This is a genomic window from Enterobacter sp. BIDMC93, assembly GCF_001037805.1.
In the GTDB taxonomy this organism is placed as follows: Bacteria; Pseudomonadota; Gammaproteobacteria; order Enterobacterales; family Enterobacteriaceae; genus Enterobacter; species Enterobacter hormaechei_C.
This window is the reverse complement of sequence record NZ_KQ089962.1, coordinates 3,886,401-3,906,896: the sequence shown is the minus strand read 5'-3', so window position 1 is coordinate 3,906,896 and position 20,496 is coordinate 3,886,401. Positions and strand designations below refer to the sequence as shown.

Below are 20,496 nucleotides of genomic sequence, written 5' to 3'. Positions count from 1 at the left end.
ATAAAATTGTAATAAAAGCTTCTTACACTGGTCGCCACATCCTTACCTCTTGGCCAATGACAGGAAGCCGCTATGGGCAGACCCCTCAAATCCGTATTTAAAAAAGAACATCGCGACGATATCAGTAACCGCAGCGCTAACCCGGTATTCTCCGAGGTTGCAGAGGTGTTCCTCTCCCGCCGCCGTTTTCTCCAGATGGGGGCCGTAGCGGGGGCCGCCGTATCATTCCCGTATCTGATCACACCCGAAAATGCCATTGCCGCGGTATCGAAGCCTTCCGCGCTGGCAAAAGCGGTTTCCCTGGGCTTTACCAGCATCGACGTCTCCACGGAAGACACGGTCAGGGTGCCAGAAGGCTATATTGCCCGCCCGTTCTATCGCTGGGGTGATCCGACGGGAATCAAAGACAACATGCCGGCATTTAAGCCGGACGCCAGTAATACCACAGACGAACAGGCTGTGCAGGCGGGCATGCACCACGACGGCATGGCGTGGTTTAGCCTGCCGCAGGGGGCGCAAAACCCGGAGCATGGCCTGCTGGCGCTGAACCATGAATACATCGATAACGGGATGCTGTTTACCGACGGCACGGCGAACTGGAGCCTCGACAAAGCCCGCAAGGGGCAGAATGCGATGGGCGTGTCGGTGGTGGAAGTGAAAAAAACGGGCAGCGGCTGGGAGGTGGTGCGTCCGTCTTCCTTCGCCCGGCGTATTACCGTCAATACGCCGATGCAGCTTACCGGCCCGGCACGGCATCAGGAGTTAATGAAAACCGCCGCCGACCCGCAGGGGGAGCGCGTGCTGGGCACCATGCAGAACTGCGCCAACGGCCATACGCCGTGGGGCACCTATCTCACCTGCGAGGAGAACTGGTCGGACATTTTTGTGAAAAAAGCCGATCTCAATCCGCTGGAAAAACGCTACGGCATTAGCGACAGCGATGAGTCCTATCGCTGGAACGAGGTGGATGAGCGGTTCAGCGTCGATAAAACCCCTAACGAACCCAACCGTTTCGGCTGGGTGGTGGAGATCGAACCCTACAACCCGACCTCCACGCCGCGCAAGCACACCGCGCTGGGCCGCTTCAAGCATGAGGGGGCCGCCGTCACGCTCGCCGCCGATAATCGCGTGGTGGTCTACATGGGCGACGACCAGAAGTTTGAGTACATCTATAAGTTTGTCTCCGACAAAAAATACGATCGCGCGAACCGGGAAGCCAATATGCAGCTGCTGACGTCCGGCACGCTGTACGTCGCCAGGTTCAACCAGGACGGAAGCGGCGACTGGCTGCCGCTGATCTTCGGGCAAAATGGCCTGGATAAAAGCAACGGGTTTGAAAGCCAGGGCGATCTGCTGATCAAAACCCGCCTGGCGGCCGACGCGGTGGGGGCAACGAAAATGGATCGTCCGGAGTGGATTGCCGTCGATCCGCACGCCAGCGGCAGCGTCTACTGTACGCTCACCAACAACAGCGATCGCGGGAAGGAGGGCAAGGCGCCGGTCGATGCCGCTAACCCGCGCGCCAACAACGTGTTTGGGCACATCATGCACTGGCACGAAGACGGCGCCGATCCTGCCGCCGCACGCTTTAAGTGGGATATTCTGGTTATGGCCGGGCGCACCGACAGCGACGATCCGAAGGCCAAAGGCTCGATGCAGGGCGCGGCATTCGGCAGCCCGGATGGGTTGTCGTTCGATCATCAGGGCGTGCTGTGGATCCAGACCGACGTCTCCTCCAGCACCATCAATAAGAAAGCGTACGAGGGGATGGGCAATAACCAGATGGTCGCCACCATTCCGGGCACCAATGAGTATCGCCGTTTCCTGACCGGGCCGCGCGGATGTGAAATCACCGGCATTGCGTTTACGCCGGACAACCGCACGCTGTTTATCAACATTCAGCATCCGGGGGAGGGCGGGGATGATATTACCGACCCGGCCAATCCGCGCGCCGTTTCCAACTGGCCAGACGCCAGCCCGAACGGGCGTCCGCGATCGTCAACGGTGGTGATTACCAAAGCGGACGGCGGGCTCATCGGGTCGTGACGTTTATCCGCCGGGCGCATGCGCTGGCCCGGCGTTAAGCTTGCTACCACCAGCATGAAGTGTTAAAACGTGCCCCTTCTAAAAAAGAGACAGGGGTAGGGCGTGAAAGACGCGTCATCCGCTTCAGGCCATGGTAGCGCTGAAGCTTCGTCGGATCAGAGTCCGACGCTGCAACGTGGTTTGCAAAATCGACATATTCAGTTAATTGCCCTTGGCGGCGCGATCGGTACCGGGCTGTTTCTCGGCATCGGCCCCGCCATTCAAATGGCTGGCCCGGCGGTTCTGCTGGGTTACGCTATCGCCGGGATTATCGCCTTCCTGATCATGCGCCAGCTCGGCGAGATGGTCGTTGAAGAGCCGGTGTCCGGCTCCTTCGCACACTTTGCCTATAAATACTGGGGGCCGTTCGCAGGCTTCCTCTCCGGCTGGAACTACTGGGTGATGTTCGTGCTGGTGGGCATGGCAGAGCTGACCGCCGCCGGCATCTATATGCAGTACTGGCTCCCGGACGTGCCGACGTGGATTTGGGCCGCGGCCTTCTTCATCATCATTAACGCCGTTAACCTTGTGAACGTGCGCCTGTATGGCGAGACCGAGTTCTGGTTTGCGCTCATCAAGGTGCTGGCGATTATTGGCATGATCGGCTTTGGCCTGTGGCTGCTGTTCTCCGGTCACGGCGGCGAGCGTGCAAGCATCGACAACCTGTGGCAGCACGGCGGCTTTCTGGCGACCGGCTGGAAAGGGCTGATCCTGTCGCTGGCGGTCATTATGTTCTCCTTCGGCGGGCTGGAGCTGATTGGCATCACCGCGGCTGAAGCGCGCGATCCGCACAAAAGCATTCCGAAAGCGGTCAACCAGGTGGTGTACCGTATCCTGCTGTTCTATATCGGCTCGCTGGTGGTGCTGCTGGCGCTCTATCCGTGGGTAGAAGTGAAATCTGACAGTAGCCCGTTCGTGATGATCTTCCACGATTTGAACAGCAACGTGGTGGCTTCGGCGCTCAACTTCGTCATTCTCGTGGCGTCATTGTCGGTTTACAACAGCGGGGTTTACTCCAACAGCCGCATGCTGTTTGGCCTCTCCGTACAGGGCAACGCGCCGAAGTTCCTCACCCGCGTCAGCCGTCGCGGCGTGCCGATCAATTCGCTGTTCCTTTCTGGCGCTATCACCTCGCTGGTGGTGCTGATTAACTATCTGCTGCCGAAAGAGGCGTTTGGCCTGCTGATGGCGCTGGTTGTCGCCACGCTGCTGCTGAACTGGATCATGATCTGCCTGGCGCACCTGCGCTTCCGCGCGGCGATGCGACGCAAGGGGCGCGAGACGCAGTTTAAAGCGCTGCTCTATCCGGCGGGGAACTACCTCTGTATCGCCTTCCTCGGCCTGATTCTGGTGCTGATGTGCACCATGGATGAGATGCGCCTGTCAGCGATGCTGCTGCCGGTGTGGGTGGCGTTCCTGTTTATCGCGTTTAAGCTTTCACGAAGGTAAAAGCAAAACGGCAACCTGGTTGCCGTTTTTAGTGTTTGCACCCTCTCCCTGTGGGAGAGGGCCGGGGTGAGGGCACCAGACCGCACCACACTGCCCGCCTTCACGCCCGGTGGCGCTGCGCTTACCGGGCCTACATGTTCGGGGACGTTATTTAGTAGGCCGGGTAAGGCGCAGCCGTCACCCGGCACCTCCCCTTCACCGTTATCGTGACTCCCCTCCCAATTCTGTTTTGATCCAGAGGATCTTTGTTTTGTAATCGATTACTTTTCATTTGAACGAATTTGTAATCGATTACTTTTTCCGGGTGAGGCTTATCATGGTGTCAACTGAGAGTAGTGAAAAGGCGATAACGCAGCACCGGCTGCTGGTGCCGCGTCTGTCGCTGATGATGTTTCTGCAATTTTTTATCTGGGGTAGCTGGTCGGTCACGCTTGGCCTGGTGATGACCCGGCACAACATGTCTTTGCTGATTGGCGACGCGTTCTCTGCCGGACCCATCGCTTCCATTCTTTCGCCGTTCGTGCTCGGGATGCTGGTGGACCGCTTCTTCGCCTCGCAGAAGGTGATGGCGGTGATGCACCTCGCGGGCGCGGCGATCCTCTGGTTCGTGCCGGGGGCGTTGATTGCTGAGAACGGCGCGCTGCTGATTGGCCTGCTGTTTGGCTATACGCTCTGCTATATGCCGACGCTGGCGCTGACCAACAACATTGCGTTTCACAGTCTGGCGAACGTGGATAAAACCTTCCCGGTAGTGCGCGTGTTCGGCACCATCGGCTGGATCGCGGCGGGCATTTTCATCGGCGTCACCGGCGTGGCGTCCAGCGTCACCATCTTCCAGGTGGCGGCGGTCAGCTCCGTGTTGCTGGCGATCTACAGCCTGACGCTGCCGCACACGCCCGCCCCGGCGAAAGGCCTGCCGGTAAAGGTGCGGGATCTCTTCTGCGCGGACGCCTTCGCGCTGCTCAAAACCCGCCACTTCTTCGTCTTCTCCGTCTGCGCGATGCTGATCTCCGTCCCGCTCGGCACCTATTACGCCTACACCGCCTCGTATCTGGCGGATGCCGGCATTGCCGACGTCAGCACCGCCATGTCATTCGGGCAGATGTCTGAGATCGTCTTCATGCTGGTTATTCCTCTGCTGTTCCGCCGCCTGGGCGTGAAATATATGCTGCTGATCGGCATGCTGGCGTGGTTCGTGCGTTATGCCATGTTCGCGCTGGGCGTCAGCGAGGAGGGGCGCATTCTGCTGTATCTCGGCATTCTGCTCCACGGCGTCTGCTACGATTTCTTCTTTGTCGTTGGCTTTATCTACACCGACCGCGTGGCGGGCGAAAAGGTCAAAGGCCAGGCGCAGAGCATGATCGTGATGTTCACCTACGGCATCGGCATGCTGCTCGGCTCGCAGATTTCCGGCGCGCTCTACAACCGTCTGGTGGCAGGGCAGACCGTGCCGCAGGCGTGGGTCACATTCTGGTGGATCCCGGCGGTGGCTGCCGCGGCGATCGCGCTGATTTTCCTTCTCACGTTTAAGTATGACGATGACAAGGCGTAACGTTCAGGAGGTGGTATGAGGACAATGAAAGGACCGGGCATTTTTCTGTCGCAGTTTATTGGCGGGGAAGCGCCCTTCAACACGCTCGACGGGCTGGCAGGATGGGCGGCGGGGAAGGGTTACAAAGCGGTGCAGATCCCCTGCAACCATCCGCATATTTTTGATGTGGAGAAAGCCGCAGAGAGTCAGGCCTACTGCGACGACATCACCGCCAGGCTGGCCGCGCATGGGCTGGTCATCAGCGAGCTGTCGACCCATCTGGAGGGGCAGCTTGTTGCGGTAAACCCGGTTTACAGCGAGGCGTTTGACCACTTCGCCCCTGCTTCCGTGCGCGGTAACGATGCGGCGCGACGGGCGTGGGCGACGGAGAAGCTGAAGCAGGCGGCGGTCGCCTCGGCCCGATTAGGCCTGAAAGCACACGCCACCTTCTCCGGATCGCTGGCCTGGCCGTTTTTCTACCCGTGGCCGCCGCACAACGAGCAGCGTTTTCAGGATGCATTCGGGGAGCTGGCAGCCCGCTGGCGGCCGATTCTGGATACCTTCGACGAGCAGGGCGTGGACGTCTGCTTTGAGCTGCATCCGGGGGAAGATCTGCACGACGGCGTCACCTTCGAGCGTTTTCTGGCGCTGGTCGATAACCATCCGCGCTGTAATATTCTCTACGATCCAAGCCATATGCTGCTCCAGCAGATGGACTATCTGACCTTTATTGATATCTACCATGCGCGCATTAAAGCGTTCCACGTGAAGGACGCCGAGTTCCGCCCCAGCGGGCGCAGCGGCGTCTACGGCGGCTACCAGCCGTGGATCAACCGCGCCGGACGCTTCCGCTCGCCCGGCGACGGACAGATCGACTTTAAGGGCATTTTCAGCAAGCTGACCCAGTACGACTACGACGGCTGGGCGGTGCTGGAGTGGGAGTGCTGCCTGAAGGATGGCGATACCGGCGCGAGTGAGGGTAGTGAATTTATCCGCCGTCATATCATCCCGGTTTCCGGACGGGCGTTTGATGATTTCGCCGCAGGGGGCAGCCATGATTAACGTCGGGATTATCGGCAGCGGGTTTATTGGCCCGGCACATATCGAGGCGCTCAGGCGTCTCGGGTTTGTGCAGGTGGTCGCGCTCTGTGACGGCTCGCTCGTTAAGGCGCAGGAAAAGGCGCACCAGCTCAATGTGCCGCACGCCTGTGCCAGCGTGGAGGAACTGCTCGCGCTCCCTAATCTGCACGCGGTGCACAACTGCACGCCGAACCACCTGCACGCGGAGATTAACTGCCAGATCCTGCGTGCGGGCAAGCACGTGTTTTCCGAAAAGCCGCTGTGCATGACGCCGGACGAGGCGCGCGAGCTGGTGGCGCTGGCGGAGCAGGCAGGCGTGGTGCATGGCGTGAGTTTTGTCTATCGCCAGTTTGCGATGGTGCGCCAGGCGGCGAGCATGATGCGCGCGGGCACCCTCGGGCGGCTGTTTGCCTCGCACGGCAGCTATTTACAGGACTGGATGCTGCTGGAAACCGACTACAACTGGCGGGTGGATGCCGCACTCGGCGGCGCGTCGCGGGCGGTGGCGGATATCGGCTCCCACTGGTGCGATACGGTACAGTATGTGACCGGCAGGCGCATTACCGGGGTGATGGCTGATTTATCCACCGTCTGGCCGACGCGCAAGGCCAGCGTGGGCGGTCATCAGACCTTCTCCCATGACGAGCAGGCGGAGTATGAAGACAAACCGGTCACCACCGAAGACTTTGGTTCGGTGCTGTTCCGCTTTGACGACGGCAGCAAGGGCAGCTTTAGCGTCTCGCAGGTGAGCGCGGGGCGAAAAAATCGCCTGACCTTTGAAATTAACGGCAGCGAGCAGTCGGTGGCGTGGGATCAGGAAATCCCGCAGCAGCTGTGGATCGGCCATCGCGCCAGGGCAAACCAGATACTCAGCGACGATCCCGGCCTGATGAACCCTGACGTGGCTGACAGCGCCCACTTCCCCGGCGGGCACATTGAAGGCTGGCCGGATGCCTTTAAAAATATGATGGCGCAGTTTTACCGTGCCGTGCAGGCGGGCGCGATGCCGGATAATCCGCAGTTTGCCACCTTCCACGATGGCGCCTGTGTGATGTATATCATTGATGCGATTGTGAAAAGCCATCAGCAGCAGCGCTGGGTGCGCGTGGAATACTGACGCATTGCCCGGTTCGCCGGGCAATCAATTTGTGGTAGCCTGCACAAAACGCTAACCGCAGGATGTATCGTCGCTATGTCAATTCAGAAAATCGCTCAACTGGCCGGGGTATCCGTGGCAACGGTCTCCCGCGTACTGAATAACAGCGATACCGTGAAGGCGAAAAACCGCGAGCGCGTTTTGCAGGCGATCCAGGAGAGTAACTACCAGCCCAATCTGCTGGCGCGTCAGCTGCGCACTGCCCGCAGCTATATGATCCTGGTGATGGTCTCGAACATCGCCAACCCGTTCTGCGCCGAAGTGGTGAAGGGCATTGAAGCCGAGGCGGAAAAGAACGGCTATCGCATTCTGCTGTGCAACTCCGGCTCGGATATTGAGCGCTCCCGCTCGGGCTTAAGCCTGCTCTCCGGCAAAATCGTCGACGGCATTATCACCATGGATGCATTCTCGAAACTGCCGGAGCTGGCCGCGCTGATTGGCAACGCGCCGTGGGTGCAGTGCGCTGAATACGCCGATGCGGGCGCGGTCTCCTGCGTGGGGATTAATGATGTTGATGCCTCCCAGCACGTTGTCAGCCAGCTTGCCGACGGGGGACGCAAACGCATTGCGCTGATCAACCACGACCTCAGCTACAAATATGCCCGTCTGCGCGAGCGCGGCTATAAGAGCGTCATACACCTGCGGGATCTGGACTATCAGGCGGTGGAGTACGCCAGCGAACTCAGCTCCGGTGCGGGCATGGCGGCGATGCAAAACCTGTTAAAAGCAAACCCGCCGGATGCGGTATTTGCCGTTTCCGATACGCTGGCGGCGGGGGCGCTGCGCGCCATACAGCAGGCAGGGCTGCGGGTGCCAGAAGATATCGCGGTGGTCGGCTTTGACGGCACTGAGCTGGCGGAGATGATTTCACTCACCACCATTGAACAGCCGTCGCGGGATATCGGGCGCAAGGCGGTCGATCTGTTACTGAACAAAATCGACAACCCGGATGCGCCCACGGAAAGGGTCATGATGGACTGGCGCTTTATTTCCCGCGCCAGCGCCTGATTATCTGGCGATGACGCCAGCCAGCGAGCGAATATCGTTTCCGGTTGGCGACTGGTGAATACGCAGGCCAAATTCATCCACCACCGCGAAAATATGATCGAAGATGTCGGCCTGAATATCTTCGTATTCCGCCCAGATCACCGTGTTGGTAAAGGCATATATTTCAATCGGCAGCCCGTTGGCATCCGGCGCGAGCTGGCGCACCATCAGCGTCATATCTTTACGAATACGCGGGTGGTTACGCAGATATTCATTCAGGTAGGCACGGAAGGTGCCGATATTGGTCATCTTGCGCAGGTTTAATACCGATTCCCCTTCGCCGTTCTGCTGATTCCACAGGTTAATTTCCTCATGACGTGCGGCCAGATACGGCTTCAGCAGTTTCGCCTGAATCAGTTTCTGCTGCTCCTGCTCGTCGAGGAAATGAATGCTGGTGGTATCGATGTTCAGGCTGCGCTTGATGCGGCGGCCACCGGAGGCGGACATGCCGCTCCAGTTGATGAACGCATCGGACACCAGCGCCCAGGTCGGAATGGTGGTGATGGTGTTATCGAAATTGCGCACTTTAACGGTGGTCAGGCCGATGTCGGTCACCGTGCCGTTAGCGCCGTACTTCGGCATCTCCAGCCAGTCGCCGAGCTTGAGCATGTCGTTGGCGGAGAGCTGAATGCCCGCCACTAAGCCCAGTATCGGGTCTTTAAAGACCAGCATCAGAACGGCAGCCATCGCACCCAGGCCGCTTATCAGAATGGCGGGTGACTGACCGATCAGCAGGGAGATAATTAATATTCCCACCAGAATGGCGCTCACCAGCTTGATGCCCTGGAATATCCCCTTCAGCGGCAGCTGCGAGGCGGTAGCCATTTTCTGCGACAGATTGAAAATCACGTCCAGCAGCGAGAAGAAGGAGAGCAGGGCATAAACCATCACCCACAATTTTGCGCAGGTGGTGAGTAATTCCGCCGCTTCGCTGCCTTTTTGCAGCCACAGAACCGCCTGGACGTTGACGATTATCCCCTGGAGGGTAAACGCCAGACGGTGAAATAATTTGTTCTGCGTAATGATCTGCAACCATAAATGACTGCTGGCCTGGGCGCGTTTCTCGAATGCGCGCAGCACCACTTTGTGCAGAATAAAATGAACGATAATGGCTGTAAGAAAAATAATACCAAAGATAATCACTAAAGAGGTGGTGTGATTAATTTCAATCCCTAACTCTTCAACCTGAGCAATTAATTCCTGCATAACGTCTCCTGTATTGATGCAGCCCCATAATGGCGGCTGCGGATCTATTATGCAAATTCAGGCAGTTTTATTTTGTCGCCGGACAGGCCTTGACGACCGGTAAACACAGACGATGGCGCATACGCAGCGTGGCCAGCGCCAGCACCCCCATCATGGCCGTTTCCACCATCAGGAAGACGTTGACCGCCTGGGTATAATCTCCGTGATGATTTTGCAGCCCGTGCAGCAAAATCGCGCCGAAAATGGCCGGGCCAAGCCCCAGCGCAGCCTGTTGCAGCGTGCTTAAAATCGCGCTCGCGGCCCCCGCGTCGTCAGGCTGAATATCGCGCATCCCGATACGGTAGAAGCTGTTTACAATCAGCGCCTGCCCGTAACCCACCAGCCCGGTGGCCGGGGCCAGCGTCAGCGCGGTATTCTGCATTCCCCAGTGACGGAACGTGGCGATCAACGCCACCAGGCCGACAAGCTGAATCGCAAGCCCGGTCAGCAGGATGGCGCTGGTGCTGTAGCGGGCAATCAGGCGTGGGGCGAACCAGGCAGAAATAAAATAGGTGACGCCGAGCGCGATAAAGCTATTCCCGGACTGCCACGGCGCCATCCCCAGACCGCTTTGCATAGTCAGCGCCATACAGAACATGAACCCGGACCAGACGCTGAAAAAGAGTATCCCAATCAGCACGCCAAAGCGGATGCTGCGCAGCTGCAACAGGCGCGGCGCGATAAGCGGGTGGGCATTCTCACGCTCTTTTTTGCGCGCGTTCAGCACCATCAAACAGGCCAGCGGCACAATCGCCAGCAGTGCGGCCTTCAGCGGCCACGACCAGTGCCACTGCGGGCCGAGCGCCATCGGGAACAGCAGGCAGCACAGTATCGCCGTCAGCAGGACAGTCCCGGTCCAGTCAATGCGCGACGGCGTGTCGCGGCGGGTTTCCGGCACGTAGCGACGGCTCAGCGCCAGCACCACCAGACAAATCGGCACGTTGATAAAGAAGGCGTTGCGCCAGCCCAGCCCGGCGATGTCCGCCGACACCAGCCAGCCGCCACCCATCTGGCCGACGATAAACGCAATTCCGCCGATCCCCCCGAACAGGCTGATCGCTCTGGCGTGTGCCGTTCCTTTTAACGTCACATGCAACGTCGCGAGAATTTGCGGCATGATCAGCGCGGCGCCCGCGCCCTGAATAATGCGCGCGCCAAGCAACTGTTCGATATTGCCCGCCATGCCGCACAGCAGCGAGGCCAGGCCAAAACACGCCACGCCCCACATAAACAGGCGACGGCGGCCAAGGTTATCGCCCAGCTTGCTGCCGGGGGCCAGGCAGACGGCAAAGGCCACGCCGTAGAGGGCGACGATCAGCTCCAGTTCGGTGGCGGTGGCGTGTAATGAATGGGTGATGGAATCCAGCGCCACGTTGGTGATTGAGGTATCAATCAGCGGCAGCATCTGGCCGGTTAACAGCAGTATCAGGCCCGCACGACCCGGTGAAACAACTGACGTATTCATGGTGACTCCATTGCGTCAAACAGCGTAGAGTCGTAGCATCAACCATCTGATAAACGGGTACCAGTTCTTGCTTATACTGGTACTGACACTACCATGCAGGAGATGTTATGACGCTGATGTCTGAACCTGTCACCTCTCTCCAGGATGACACCCGCAAGCAGCTGGGCGCGTTTTTGCGTGCCCGGCGCGAAAGCCTCGATCCGCAGCGCCTCGGCTTGCCGCGCAGCGGCCGCCGCCGCACGCCGGGCCTGCGCCGGGAGGAGGTGGCGATGCTCGCGGATGTCGGCGTGACCTGGTACACCTGGCTGGAACAGGGCCGGGACGTCAATCCGTCCAGCGCGGTGATGGCCGCCATCGCAAAAGCGCTGCAATGCACCCCGACCGAAGCCCGGCATCTTTTTGTGCTCGCCGGTTTGCCGCCGGGCGAAGCCCCGCAGGCGGTGTGCTGCGAGGGGATCAGCGAAGGCACGCGTCGCCTGCTGGATACCCTGATGCCGAAACCTGCCAGTATTCAGAAACCGAATTTCGATATCGTGGCGTGGAACGACAGCTTCGGCCACCTGATGGGCGTCGATTTCAACGCCATCCCGCCGGAAGATCGCAACTGTATTTACCTGTTCCTCACCCATCCGGCGTGGCGCGCGCGGCTTGGCAAACGTGACGACGTGCTGCCGATTTTCGTCTCCTACTTCCGCGCGGCCATGGCTGAGCACCGTGGCGACCCGCTCTGGGAAGCGAAGCTGGCGCGTTTTTTTGCGGTGTCCGAAGAGTTCAAAACCCTGTGGCACCAGCGTAACGACGTGCGCGGCGTGGAGAACCAGCTCAAGCTGTTCACCCATCCCGAGCTGGGGGATTTTCATCTCCAGCAGATGTACTGGTACTCCGCCCCGCGAAACGGATCGCGGCTGCTGGTCTATTTACCCGTGGATGAGGCAGGGGAGAAGGCGATGGCGTGGCTGGCGGAGCAGGGGAAGTAAGTTTTTTGCGAGGGACTTTCAGGGAATCAACGCGGATCCGGCCCTGCCTGGAATAAGCTGGTAAGGTGAATCACGAAAGGCAAAATTATCCTTTAATGCAAATTACCTTACATGCTAATATTATAAGGGATGAAATACAGTGTTCAGACTTATCGTTCATGCGGCAGTCAGGGAGGAGATCCTCTCATTGCCTGCGGGAGTACAGGCGAAGCTGATTCGCCAGCTTGATAAATTACGCAACAACCCGACAGTATTGCGTGAACCTGACAGCAAACCCTTACCCAATGGTTTGTTCGAAATCCGAACCGTCGGGCTGATCCATACTCGTGGGATCTACGTTTATCAGCGGGAAAGAACCATTTTTCTGCTGCGGGTGTTTATCAAGAAGACGCAAAAAACGCCCTCTGCTGAACTCCGTCTGGCACTGAAACGACAACAGGAGATGTTGGATGAGCAAAAAGATTATTGACTGGGACGAACTCAGAGCTGAACTGTTAAGCGATTCAGAAGTTCAGGCTTCCTTTGATGCAGAAGAGCGCAAGGAACGCCTGCGGGAGATGCTGGCGCAATGGCGCAATCATGCTGGTCTGACGCGCGCCCAGGTGGCGGAGCGGATGGGCGTCAGCGCACCGACGGTATCACGAATGGAAGCAAATATTACCCGGGCGAGTCTCGATACATTAACGCGTTATGCGCTGGTGTGCGGGGTAAAGCATCCGCAGATAACGCTTTACTGAAAACGGGCACGCCGATAGCCGGCGTGCCAGAAGCGCTTAGCACTCAGTCACAATCGTGCTCAGCGGCAGGCGAGATTTCGGCAGCGTGGCGTTGAAATCTTCCACGCTGTGATGCCCGACCGGGACCACCACCAGGCTGGTGAAGCCTTTCTCTTTCAGGCCAAACTCTTCGTCGAGGATCGCGGCGTCAAATCCTTCGATGGGTACCGCATCCAGGCCCATCGCGGCCACGCCCAGCAGGAAGTTGCCGACGTTCAGGTAAACCTGCTTCGCCATCCACTGGTCGTCATCTTTCAGATCCACGCGGTGCATGTCGGCAAAATAGCAGCGGCCTTTGTGGTTCGCGGCTTTTGCTTCTGGCGTGGCGAAACGGCCGTCAGCCTCTTCCTGATCGACAACGCGCTCAAGCCAGGCATCGTCCATCGCGGTTTTCGCGCAGAACACCACCACGTGAGAGGCATCCAGCATTTTGCGTTCGTTAAACACATAGGTGCCCGCCGCGGATTTTGCCACGCGCGCTTTACCCTCTTCAGTGCTGGCAACTATAAAGTGCCACGGCTGGGAGTTGGTGCTGGACGGGCTGTATTGCAGCAGCGTTTTGATTTTTTCCGCTTCTTCTGCGGTCAGTTTTTTGGCTGGGTCGAACGCCTTGGTAGAGTGGCGTTTCAGGGCGACAGAAATAATATCCATAACAACTCCTGGTGATGAAATTCGCCCGCGGGCGGGCGTGAAAGGAAAGCAGATTACCGCGCGAAGCGGGAAAAGATAAGTGCGATTCGAGCGCTTATTCTGTTCGTCTCAGACGAACAATCAGGCTGGCCGAATCCACTTCTGATCTTTTTTCGGCAGTTTATCAACGACCAGATTCCACGAATCCGTAATCAGGTCGGTGACCAGTTCAGGCGTGATGTCGTCCGTGCCATAAAGTGAGATCCAGTGTTTTTTATTCAGATGGTAACCGGGCTCCACGCCACGGTAGATCTGCTGATTGAGCAGCGATTTTTCCGGATCGGATTTCAGGCTGACGTGGGCCCGACCGTGTGCGGTCGCCATCAGCATAAAAATTTTCCCGCCCACCTTAAATACGTCATACTCCGGGCCAAACGGCCAGCAATGTTCGGTAAAAGGCATCTCCAGCGCGACGCGTCTGGCATGTTCCTGCAAGGATTTACTGTCCATGGTTATCTTCCTCAGCAAGCCCGCGCCACATGGCTTCAAAGCCCAGCGCTTTAAAATCGACGGCACGGGACGGATCGCGCGCGGCAAACTCCATGGTGGTTTCAGCCAGCGATAAGAACATTGCATCACCGAAGGTCTTAAACTCGTCAGACATAAACACCGGGCGGATCGAACGACGACACAGTTCATGCAGTTCCGGGAACATGTCTTTCACCGCCTGCTCGGTTTCGGCGTTCAGCTTTTCACTGACGCCAATCTGGCGGATAGCCGCATGCGCCAGGGGGTTACGAATGCCCCAGTCTACATAGCTGTTCCAGATATTGCGGGTATGCTCTTTTGGCTCGGTGATGGTGCGATCGAGATTCGCCAGCATGGTCTGGCAGAGATCCTGCTTCAGATGCAGGTAGAGGGCATTCAGCAGATCGTCTTTGGTAGCAAAGTAGCGAAACAGTGTCCCTTCAGCGACGCCCGCATTACGGGCAATTAACGCCGTTGAGGCGGCAATACCTGACTGCGCAAACGCAGCCGTTGCTGCTTCCAGTAAGGCCTGTTTTTTATCTTCACTCTTTGGACGTGCCACTAAATTTTTCCTCCCGTCAATTGTAAAAGCCCTGATTGAAACACGAGCCTTGATACGCTGCAACGCGGAATGTCAAAGAACGAAAACCTTCTTGACGGCGTAATCATCCTATCTATAATGAGTGCTTACTCACTCATAATCAAGTGTCACCCGCGCAAACCATCGGATGGGGCGCGTAGGCGGGTCAGGAAATGAAAAAGCCTCTATTCATCTGCGTGGTGTTAGTCATGATTATTGCTTCAGCTGCCAGTTTACCGTTTGTACTGAATGCCGGATTTGGCCAGCCACCGCAGGGTGCGCAGCTCTCTGAAGTGGAAGCCTCTCCGCACTATCGCGACGGGCAATTCCATAACACGCTCCCTACGCCGGGCTTTACCGGGCAACAAAATATGCTGGTGGCGTGGTGGCAGTTCCTTACCCGTAAAACCGAAAACGCCCGTCCTGCGCAGCCGCTGCCGCTGGTGAAAACCGATCTGGCGAGCCTGTCGCCTGAACAGGACACGCTGGTGTGGCTCGGCCACTCCTCCTGGTATATGCAGCTGGCGGGGAAACGCATCCTGATCGATCCGGTTCTGAGTAGCTACGCCGCACCGTTCTCCTTCCTCAATAAAGCGTTTGCGGGGGAGTACCCGTGGCGTGCGGAGAGCATGCCGGAGATCGACCTGCTGATTATCTCCCACGATCACTATGACCATCTGGATTACGCCACCATCAAGGCGCTGCTGCCGAAGGTTAAGCGCGTGGTCACCCCGCTGGGCGTGGGGTCGCATCTGCGCTATTGGGGGATGAACCCTGAGATTATCGACGAGCGGGACTGGAACCAGTCGGTGCATATCAGCGATACGCTGACGGTGCACGTTCTGCCGGCGCGCCATTTTTCCGGGCGCGGCATTAAGCGTAACCAGACCCTGTGGGGCAGCTTTATGTTTGTCACCCCAGAGCGAAAGGTCTACTACAGCGGAGACTCCGGTTACGGCTCGCACTTCAAAGCGATTGGCGAGCAGTTTGGCGGAGTTGACTTAGCCATCATGGAAAACGGCCAGTACGACCAGGACTGGAAGTACATCCATATGCACCCGGCAGAAACGGCGCAGGCCTCGGCAGATCTCAATGCCAAAGCGGTCGTACCGGGACATAACGGGCGTTTTGTGCTGGCGAAACATACCTGGAACGATCCACTGATCCAGCTGGCGAAAGCCAGTAAGGATAAAAACTACCGGCTGCTGACGCCGGAGCTGGGCGAGCCCGTGCGGGTGAGTGATACCACGCAACAATTTCGCGAGTGGTGGGAATAATGTTTAAGCGAGAAGCAGAGGGGGAGAGCAGTATGACGATTTCCGCTCAGGTCATTGATACGATTGTCGAATGGATTGATGACAATCTACACCAGCCGTTACGCATCGAAGAGATTGCCCGCCATGCGGGTTACTCAAAATGGCATTTACAGCGGCTGTTTATGCAGTACAAAGGCGAAAGTCTGGGGCGCTACATCCGCGAACGCAAGCTGCTGATGGCGGCGCGCGATCTGCGTGAGTCAGACGAGCGCGTGTACGATATCTGCCTGCGCTATGGGTTTGACTCGCAGCAGACGTTTACCCGCATCTTTACCCGCACCTTCAACCAGCCGCCCGGGGCGTACCGCAAAGAAAACCACGGTCGGGCGCACTGAAAAACATCCCCTCACCCCGGCCCTCTCCCCTTTAGGGAGAGGGTTAGGGTGAGGGGATCAGACAGCACCATGCTTACCAGCTGTAATTCACCGTCGCCGTCACCGTCCGGCCAATCCCGTAGAAGCACGCCGTATCGCTTGCGCATGACGCCACATACTTCGTGTCTGCCACGTTATTGACGTTGAACTGCACGCTTGCCCCTTTCAGGCTGCGGTTCATCTCGCCCAGATCGTAGCGCAGCATCGCGTCATACAGATCCACCGATGGCACCTTGAAGGTGTTCTTCGCATCGCCGTAGCTGGTGCCGATGTAGCGCATCCCCACGCCAGCGGTCAGGCTCTTCAGCGCTCCGCCCGGAACGGTATAGCTGGCGAACGCCGATGCCATATGCGCTGGAATGCGCGCAGGCGTTTTGCCTTCAGTTCCCGCCACCGTGGTGCTTTCGGTTTTTGCATCGGTGTAAGTGTAGGAGCCAATCAGGTTGATGTTATCCATCAGCGTGGCGTGGATTTCCGCTTCAGCGCCTTTCGAACGCACCTTGCCCGCATTTTCGAACCAGCCTTCAGCGCTGTTATAGGTCGCGACGTTGTCCTGAGTCAAATCGTACAGCGCCAGGGTCATCAGCGTGGTGTCGACCGGCTGATATTTCACGCCAATCTCGGTCTGCTCCCCGGTAGTAGGCCTGAATGGCGCAACGCCCGGCGCACGGTTGGTTTGCAGGTTCGGTTCAAACGAGGTGCTGTAGCTGATGTACGGCGACAGGCCAGAATCAAACGCGTACAGCAGGCCAGTGCGCCAGGTAAATTTGTTGTCGTTCTGCTGGGTTAAGCTGTTGTCGGTGAAGTCGCTGGTACGCACTTCGCTCCAGTCGTAGCGCCCGGAAACCAGCCACTCCCAGTTGTTCCAGCTCATCTGATCCTGAAGATACAGGCCCATCTGGTCGAGATTTTGCTGCTCGTCGGTGGCCGTTTTGAAGGTACTTTCATCCACGTTCACGCCGTAAACCGGGTTTGTCCAGTCGAGGTCATACTGTGAGCCGCTCCCGCGCGCCAGCAGCTGTTTATCCTTACTGGTCTTGTAATCAAACCCGCCGAGCAGGGTGTGGTTGACGCTTCCGGTCTCCAGCAGATATTCCAGCTGGTTATCAAGGCCAAATTCGTTGGTCGTGCGCTCTTCACGCTGGGCGCGACGGGTCAACACCGTGCTGTTGGCCGCGCTGTTGGCGTAAACCAGATAACGATATTTCTGCTTGATGGTGGCGTAACGGGCGTTCTGGCGGAAGGTGAGGTTGTCGGCGAACTGGTGTTCCAGCTCGTAGCCAATCATCGTCTGCTCGCGCCAGGATTGATTGTAATTCGGATCGCTGACGTCAAAGTCGCGCGGGATGTACTTCCCGTCGGCACTTTTCACCGTGCCATACGCGGGCAGGAAGTTGCGGTATCCGGCATCCGGATCTTTCTGGTAGCTGGTCAGCAGCGTAAAGCGGGTCTGATCGTTCGGGTACCAGGTGATCGCCGGGGCGATCGCCATCCGCGTCTCTTTATAATCGTCCACCTGATTATGCTGCGTACGGGCGATACCGTTCACGCGATACAGCACGCGGCCGTCGTCGCTCAGCTTGCCGCCGAAATCAAACGCACCTTCGGCGAGATCGTTATTGCCGGTGCGGAACTGCACGTTGTGAATGGCCTCCGCCGTCGGGCGCTTGCTGGTCATACTGATTAACCCGCCAGGATTCACCTGTCCAAACAGCACCGACGCCGGGCCGCGCACCAGCTCCACGCGCTCCAGCAGCCACGGGTCAACTGTGCCCGTCTGTGAGGAAGCCGTTGCGCCAAAGCTTAAGCCGTCGAGGAATTTCGGCACGTAGCTAAAGCCGCGCACAAACACCTCGTCGTTACGGTTAGACGAGCCACGGTACTCGGTAAACACGCCCGCCGAGTAGCGCAGCGCCTGCGAAACGGAGGTGACGTCCTGCATGTTCATCTGATCGCGGGTGATCACCGATACCGACTGCGGCGTCTTCACGATCTCCGCGCTGGTCTTGGTGGCGGAGAGCGTTTTCGTCGCCACAATGCCTTTTACGGGCGCATTGGGCTCTTCAATCACGCCCTGCGTCACTGTAATCGTTTCTTCTTTCGTTTCTGCCTGAGCCGCGACGCTGGTCGTCGCCAGACTCAGCAGCCAGAGCTGCATTATCTTATTATTTTTAAACATTTTTATTGAACGTCCTTGGTTGCTATCGCCATAAAAACACCGGTAAAACGCCGTTGATGATATTGCAAATTATTACCATTTGCATTAGCGTTGTTAACAAATTTCGTTGGGGAACAAGCGGTAATGAAGAGGGTATGGAGTGGGTTGCTGCTGGGGATCGGCGCGCTGCCCGCCGTGGCGGCAACGTGCGAGCAGTCGTCCCGGCAGGGCGATGTTCAGGGAAAGTTTGATGCCAGCGGCGAAGTCTGCTTCTCCCTGCCCGAGCTGGATGAAAATTACGTTTCCGCCACGCTGCATGGCGTGACGGATGCGCGCCTGCTGGATGGGCAAAACCGTCGCATCCGCACGCTGATCGAAAACGGTCCTGCGGACGGGGAACACACGCTGCTGTTTGCCCTGCCGGTGAAACAGAACACCTCGCTGGTGCTACACGGCGAAGCTGGCAAGCCGTGGCGTTTTCAGTGGCGGATGAAAGAGACCTCTCCGTTACCACGCGTGCAGATGCTGGCGCCAGAAAGCCCGACGCTGAAGGCGCTGGCAAACGTCATTTCTGCCGGTGGAAGTACCGAGGCGTTCTGGCAGGCGCAGCGTCGACAGGGAACGCCGATGGTGGAGCCGGTAGATGCGAGCCATAAGCGGGTGACCTTTCTGTGGCGCGGCGCGCGGGATAACGTCTTCATTCTCGGCTCTCCGGCGGGGGATCACGATCCGCTGTTCCGTCTGGGCAACAGCGACGTCTGGTTCCGCAGCTACGTGGTCCCCGCTGATACGGTGATGCAGTACAAGCTCGCCCCCGATGTGCCGATCGTTGAAGGCTCTGCCCGCGATCAACGCCGCGCCATCCTGGTAAGCGCGCAGGCCGATCCGCTTAACCCGAATAGCTTTGGGGAGCAGAAGACCGATCGCTGGAATCGCTTTTCTCTGCTCGATCTCAGCCCGGCGCGCTACTGCTCCGTTCGGGCTACGGCACAGCCGCTGGTACACGGGACGCTGAGCCGCCAGAGGCTGAGCAGCAACATCCTCGGCAATGCCCGCGACGTGATGATCTACCAACCGCGCGGCACACAGCCCGCACGCTGGACGCTCATCCTCTTCGACGGACAGGTTTATCAGGACGAATACCATTTTGCCAACGTGCTGGACGGTCTGATTGCCCGGCATCACCTGCCACCGATTAACGTGGTGTTTATCGACAGCCTCGATCACGCCCGTCGCGGCAACGAGCTGCCGCCGAACCCGGATTTTGCTGACTTTATGGCGCACGAGCTGCTGCCGTGGCTGCGGGGGAAGGGCATCGGCATGCAGCGGCAGAAAACCGTACTGGCAGGATCAAGCTACGGGGGAATTGCCTCTTCATGGGTGGCGCTCCGCTATCCGCGCCTGTTTGGCAACGTGCTGAGCCTTTCCGGTTCTTACTGGTGGGCGCCAGAAGGTGACGCTCCCGGCTGGCTGACGCGTCAGTACCAACAGTCTCCACCGTATCCGGTGCGTTTCTGGTTACAGGCCGGGAAGTTTGAAACCACGGGGCCGGGCGGCGGCATCTATCGCACCACGCAGGATTTTGAACAGGTGCTGAGGAAAAAAGGCTATCGCGTCAGCTTTCATCCCTCATCCAGCGGCCACGACTACGCGGCCTGGTGTGAAGCGCTGATCCACGGGATGCGCGATCTCACTGGCTTACGACGCCAGTGAAAACCAGCGGCGCCAGATGAAACGCAGGATAAAGAATTCAATTGCGCCGAGCACCAAAAACCACAGACAGAACAGAATGGTGTACAGCTGATTCAGATCGACCATATGAAAGGTCTGAACCAGCTTCTGCGCCAGCACCAGACCCAGCGATGGCGCAGGTAACAGCAGGCAGGAGAGCAGGGCCATCAGCAAAATGCCCCCTGCGGTGAGCAGCGATTCTAACGGGTGTTTCATCGTAATGTTAATCGTCAGTTAAAAATGTCATTGTCCGGCATCCTGAAACGTAAAGCAATATCATGCCCGCTGGCAAAATTGGGTGAAAGGCCACCGTTATTCTGCGAATTAATAACAGAAAATAGATAATATTTCCGCAGCGATTAAATTAA

19 protein-coding genes are annotated in these 20,496 nt (G+C 58.1%); 12 read left to right on the top strand and 7 right to left on the bottom strand.

Annotation, left to right across the window (positions count from 1 at the left end; translation table 11 throughout):
- Positions 1–72 precede the first annotated feature (72 nt).
- The 6 genes from SK58_RS18315 to SK58_RS18290 all read left to right on the top strand — a co-directional run bounded on the left by SK58_RS18315 (position 73) and on the right by SK58_RS18290 (position 8,309).
- Complete coding sequence (locus SK58_RS18315) at positions 73–2,046, top strand: PhoX family protein (protein ID WP_048220296.1); 1,974 nt, start codon at positions 73–75, stop codon at positions 2,044–2,046.
- 102 nt (positions 2,047–2,148) lie between these two features.
- The gene (pheP, locus tag SK58_RS18310) at positions 2,149–3,534 is read left to right on the top strand and encodes a phenylalanine transporter (RefSeq protein WP_048220295.1); all 1,386 of its coding nucleotides are present in this window, start codon (positions 2,149–2,151) and stop codon (positions 3,532–3,534) included.
- Positions 3,535–3,850: 316 nt separating this feature from the next.
- Entirely contained in the window at positions 3,851–5,086 is a 1,236-nt protein-coding gene (locus SK58_RS18305) for an MFS transporter (RefSeq protein WP_015571216.1), read from the top strand.
- Between the two features lie 15 nt (positions 5,087–5,101).
- Complete coding sequence (locus SK58_RS18300) at positions 5,102–6,127, top strand: sugar phosphate isomerase/epimerase family protein (RefSeq protein ID WP_023296060.1); 1,026 nt, start codon at positions 5,102–5,104, stop codon at positions 6,125–6,127.
- Positions 6,120–7,262: a Gfo/Idh/MocA family protein gene (locus SK58_RS18295; protein ID WP_048220294.1), complete on the top strand. Its 1,143-nt coding sequence runs from the start codon at positions 6,120–6,122 to the stop codon at positions 7,260–7,262. Before SK58_RS18300 ends, SK58_RS18295 begins: the two co-directional genes overlap by 8 nt.
- A gap of 75 nt (positions 7,263–7,337) precedes the next feature.
- A complete protein-coding gene (locus SK58_RS18290; RefSeq protein ID WP_045344575.1) occupies positions 7,338–8,309 on the top strand; it encodes a LacI family DNA-binding transcriptional regulator in 972 nt (323 codons plus the stop codon).
- Here SK58_RS18290 and SK58_RS18285 read toward each other — a convergent pair whose 3' ends face one another.
- Positions 8,310–9,554, bottom strand: a complete 1,245-nt coding sequence (locus tag SK58_RS18285) for a mechanosensitive ion channel family protein (RefSeq protein ID WP_022650531.1) — start codon at positions 9,552–9,554, stop codon at positions 8,310–8,312.
- Positions 9,555–9,621: 67 nt separating this feature from the next.
- A complete protein-coding gene (locus SK58_RS18280) occupies positions 9,622–11,058 on the bottom strand; it encodes an MFS transporter (RefSeq protein WP_048220293.1) in 1,437 nt (478 codons plus the stop codon).
- A 107-nt stretch (positions 11,059–11,165) separates the two neighbouring features.
- Between SK58_RS18280 and SK58_RS18275 the strand changes: the two genes are divergently transcribed.
- The 3 genes from SK58_RS18275 to SK58_RS18265 all read left to right on the top strand — a co-directional run bounded on the left by SK58_RS18275 (position 11,166) and on the right by SK58_RS18265 (position 12,772).
- The gene (locus SK58_RS18275) at positions 11,166–12,035 is read left to right on the top strand and encodes a helix-turn-helix transcriptional regulator (RefSeq protein WP_048220292.1); all 870 of its coding nucleotides are present in this window, start codon (positions 11,166–11,168) and stop codon (positions 12,033–12,035) included.
- A 139-nt stretch (positions 12,036–12,174) separates the two neighbouring features.
- Entirely contained in the window at positions 12,175–12,504 is a 330-nt protein-coding gene (locus tag SK58_RS18270) for a type II toxin-antitoxin system RelE/ParE family toxin (RefSeq protein ID WP_017382553.1), read from the top strand.
- Positions 12,485–12,772: a helix-turn-helix domain-containing protein gene (locus SK58_RS18265; protein WP_015571209.1), complete on the top strand. Its 288-nt coding sequence runs from the start codon at positions 12,485–12,487 to the stop codon at positions 12,770–12,772. The genes SK58_RS18270 and SK58_RS18265 overlap by 20 nt, the downstream gene beginning before the upstream one ends.
- Positions 12,773–12,808: 36 nt before the next feature.
- On the opposite strand, the gene nfsB is transcribed toward SK58_RS18265, so the two are convergent.
- The 3 genes from nfsB to SK58_RS18250 form a co-directional block, all read right to left on the bottom strand.
- Complete coding sequence (nfsB, locus tag SK58_RS18260; RefSeq protein ID WP_003858884.1) at positions 12,809–13,462, bottom strand: oxygen-insensitive NAD(P)H nitroreductase; 654 nt, start codon at positions 13,460–13,462, stop codon at positions 12,809–12,811.
- A gap of 120 nt (positions 13,463–13,582) precedes the next feature.
- Positions 13,583–13,951, bottom strand: coding sequence for an MmcQ/YjbR family DNA-binding protein (locus SK58_RS18255; protein ID WP_003858883.1), 369 nt, complete (start codon positions 13,949–13,951; stop codon positions 13,583–13,585).
- A complete protein-coding gene (locus SK58_RS18250) occupies positions 13,941–14,531 on the bottom strand; it encodes a TetR/AcrR family transcriptional regulator (protein WP_003858882.1) in 591 nt (196 codons plus the stop codon). Before SK58_RS18250 ends, SK58_RS18255 begins: the two co-directional genes overlap by 11 nt.
- Positions 14,532–14,722: 191 nt before the next feature.
- Between SK58_RS18250 and SK58_RS18245 the strand changes: the two genes are divergently transcribed.
- Entirely contained in the window at positions 14,723–15,826 is a 1,104-nt protein-coding gene (locus SK58_RS18245) for a RomA family MBL fold metallo-hydrolase (protein ID WP_017694371.1), read from the top strand.
- Between the two features lie 32 nt (positions 15,827–15,858).
- On the top strand, positions 15,859–16,200 hold the full coding sequence (locus tag SK58_RS18240) for a RamA family antibiotic efflux transcriptional regulator (RefSeq protein ID WP_003858880.1): 342 nt from the start codon (positions 15,859–15,861) through the stop codon (positions 16,198–16,200).
- A 73-nt stretch (positions 16,201–16,273) separates the two neighbouring features.
- On the opposite strand, the gene SK58_RS18235 is transcribed toward SK58_RS18240, so the two are convergent.
- Positions 16,274–18,418, bottom strand: coding sequence for a TonB-dependent siderophore receptor (locus tag SK58_RS18235; protein WP_048220291.1), 2,145 nt, complete (start codon positions 18,416–18,418; stop codon positions 16,274–16,276).
- Positions 18,419–18,541: 123 nt separating this feature from the next.
- Here SK58_RS18235 and SK58_RS18230 point away from each other — a divergent pair, with 123 nt between their 5' ends.
- Positions 18,542–20,110 carry an alpha/beta hydrolase-fold protein gene (locus SK58_RS18230; protein WP_026094387.1) on the top strand — a complete coding sequence of 523 codons (1,569 nt, stop codon included), beginning with the start codon at positions 18,542–18,544 and terminating at the stop codon, positions 20,108–20,110.
- Here the strand turns inward: SK58_RS18230 and SK58_RS18225 are convergent.
- On the bottom strand, positions 20,096–20,344 hold the full coding sequence (locus SK58_RS18225) for a DUF1158 domain-containing protein (protein ID WP_003858875.1): 249 nt from the start codon (positions 20,342–20,344) through the stop codon (positions 20,096–20,098). The two genes, SK58_RS18230 and SK58_RS18225, sit on opposite strands and share 15 nt — an antisense overlap.
- Positions 20,345–20,496 lie beyond the last annotated feature (152 nt).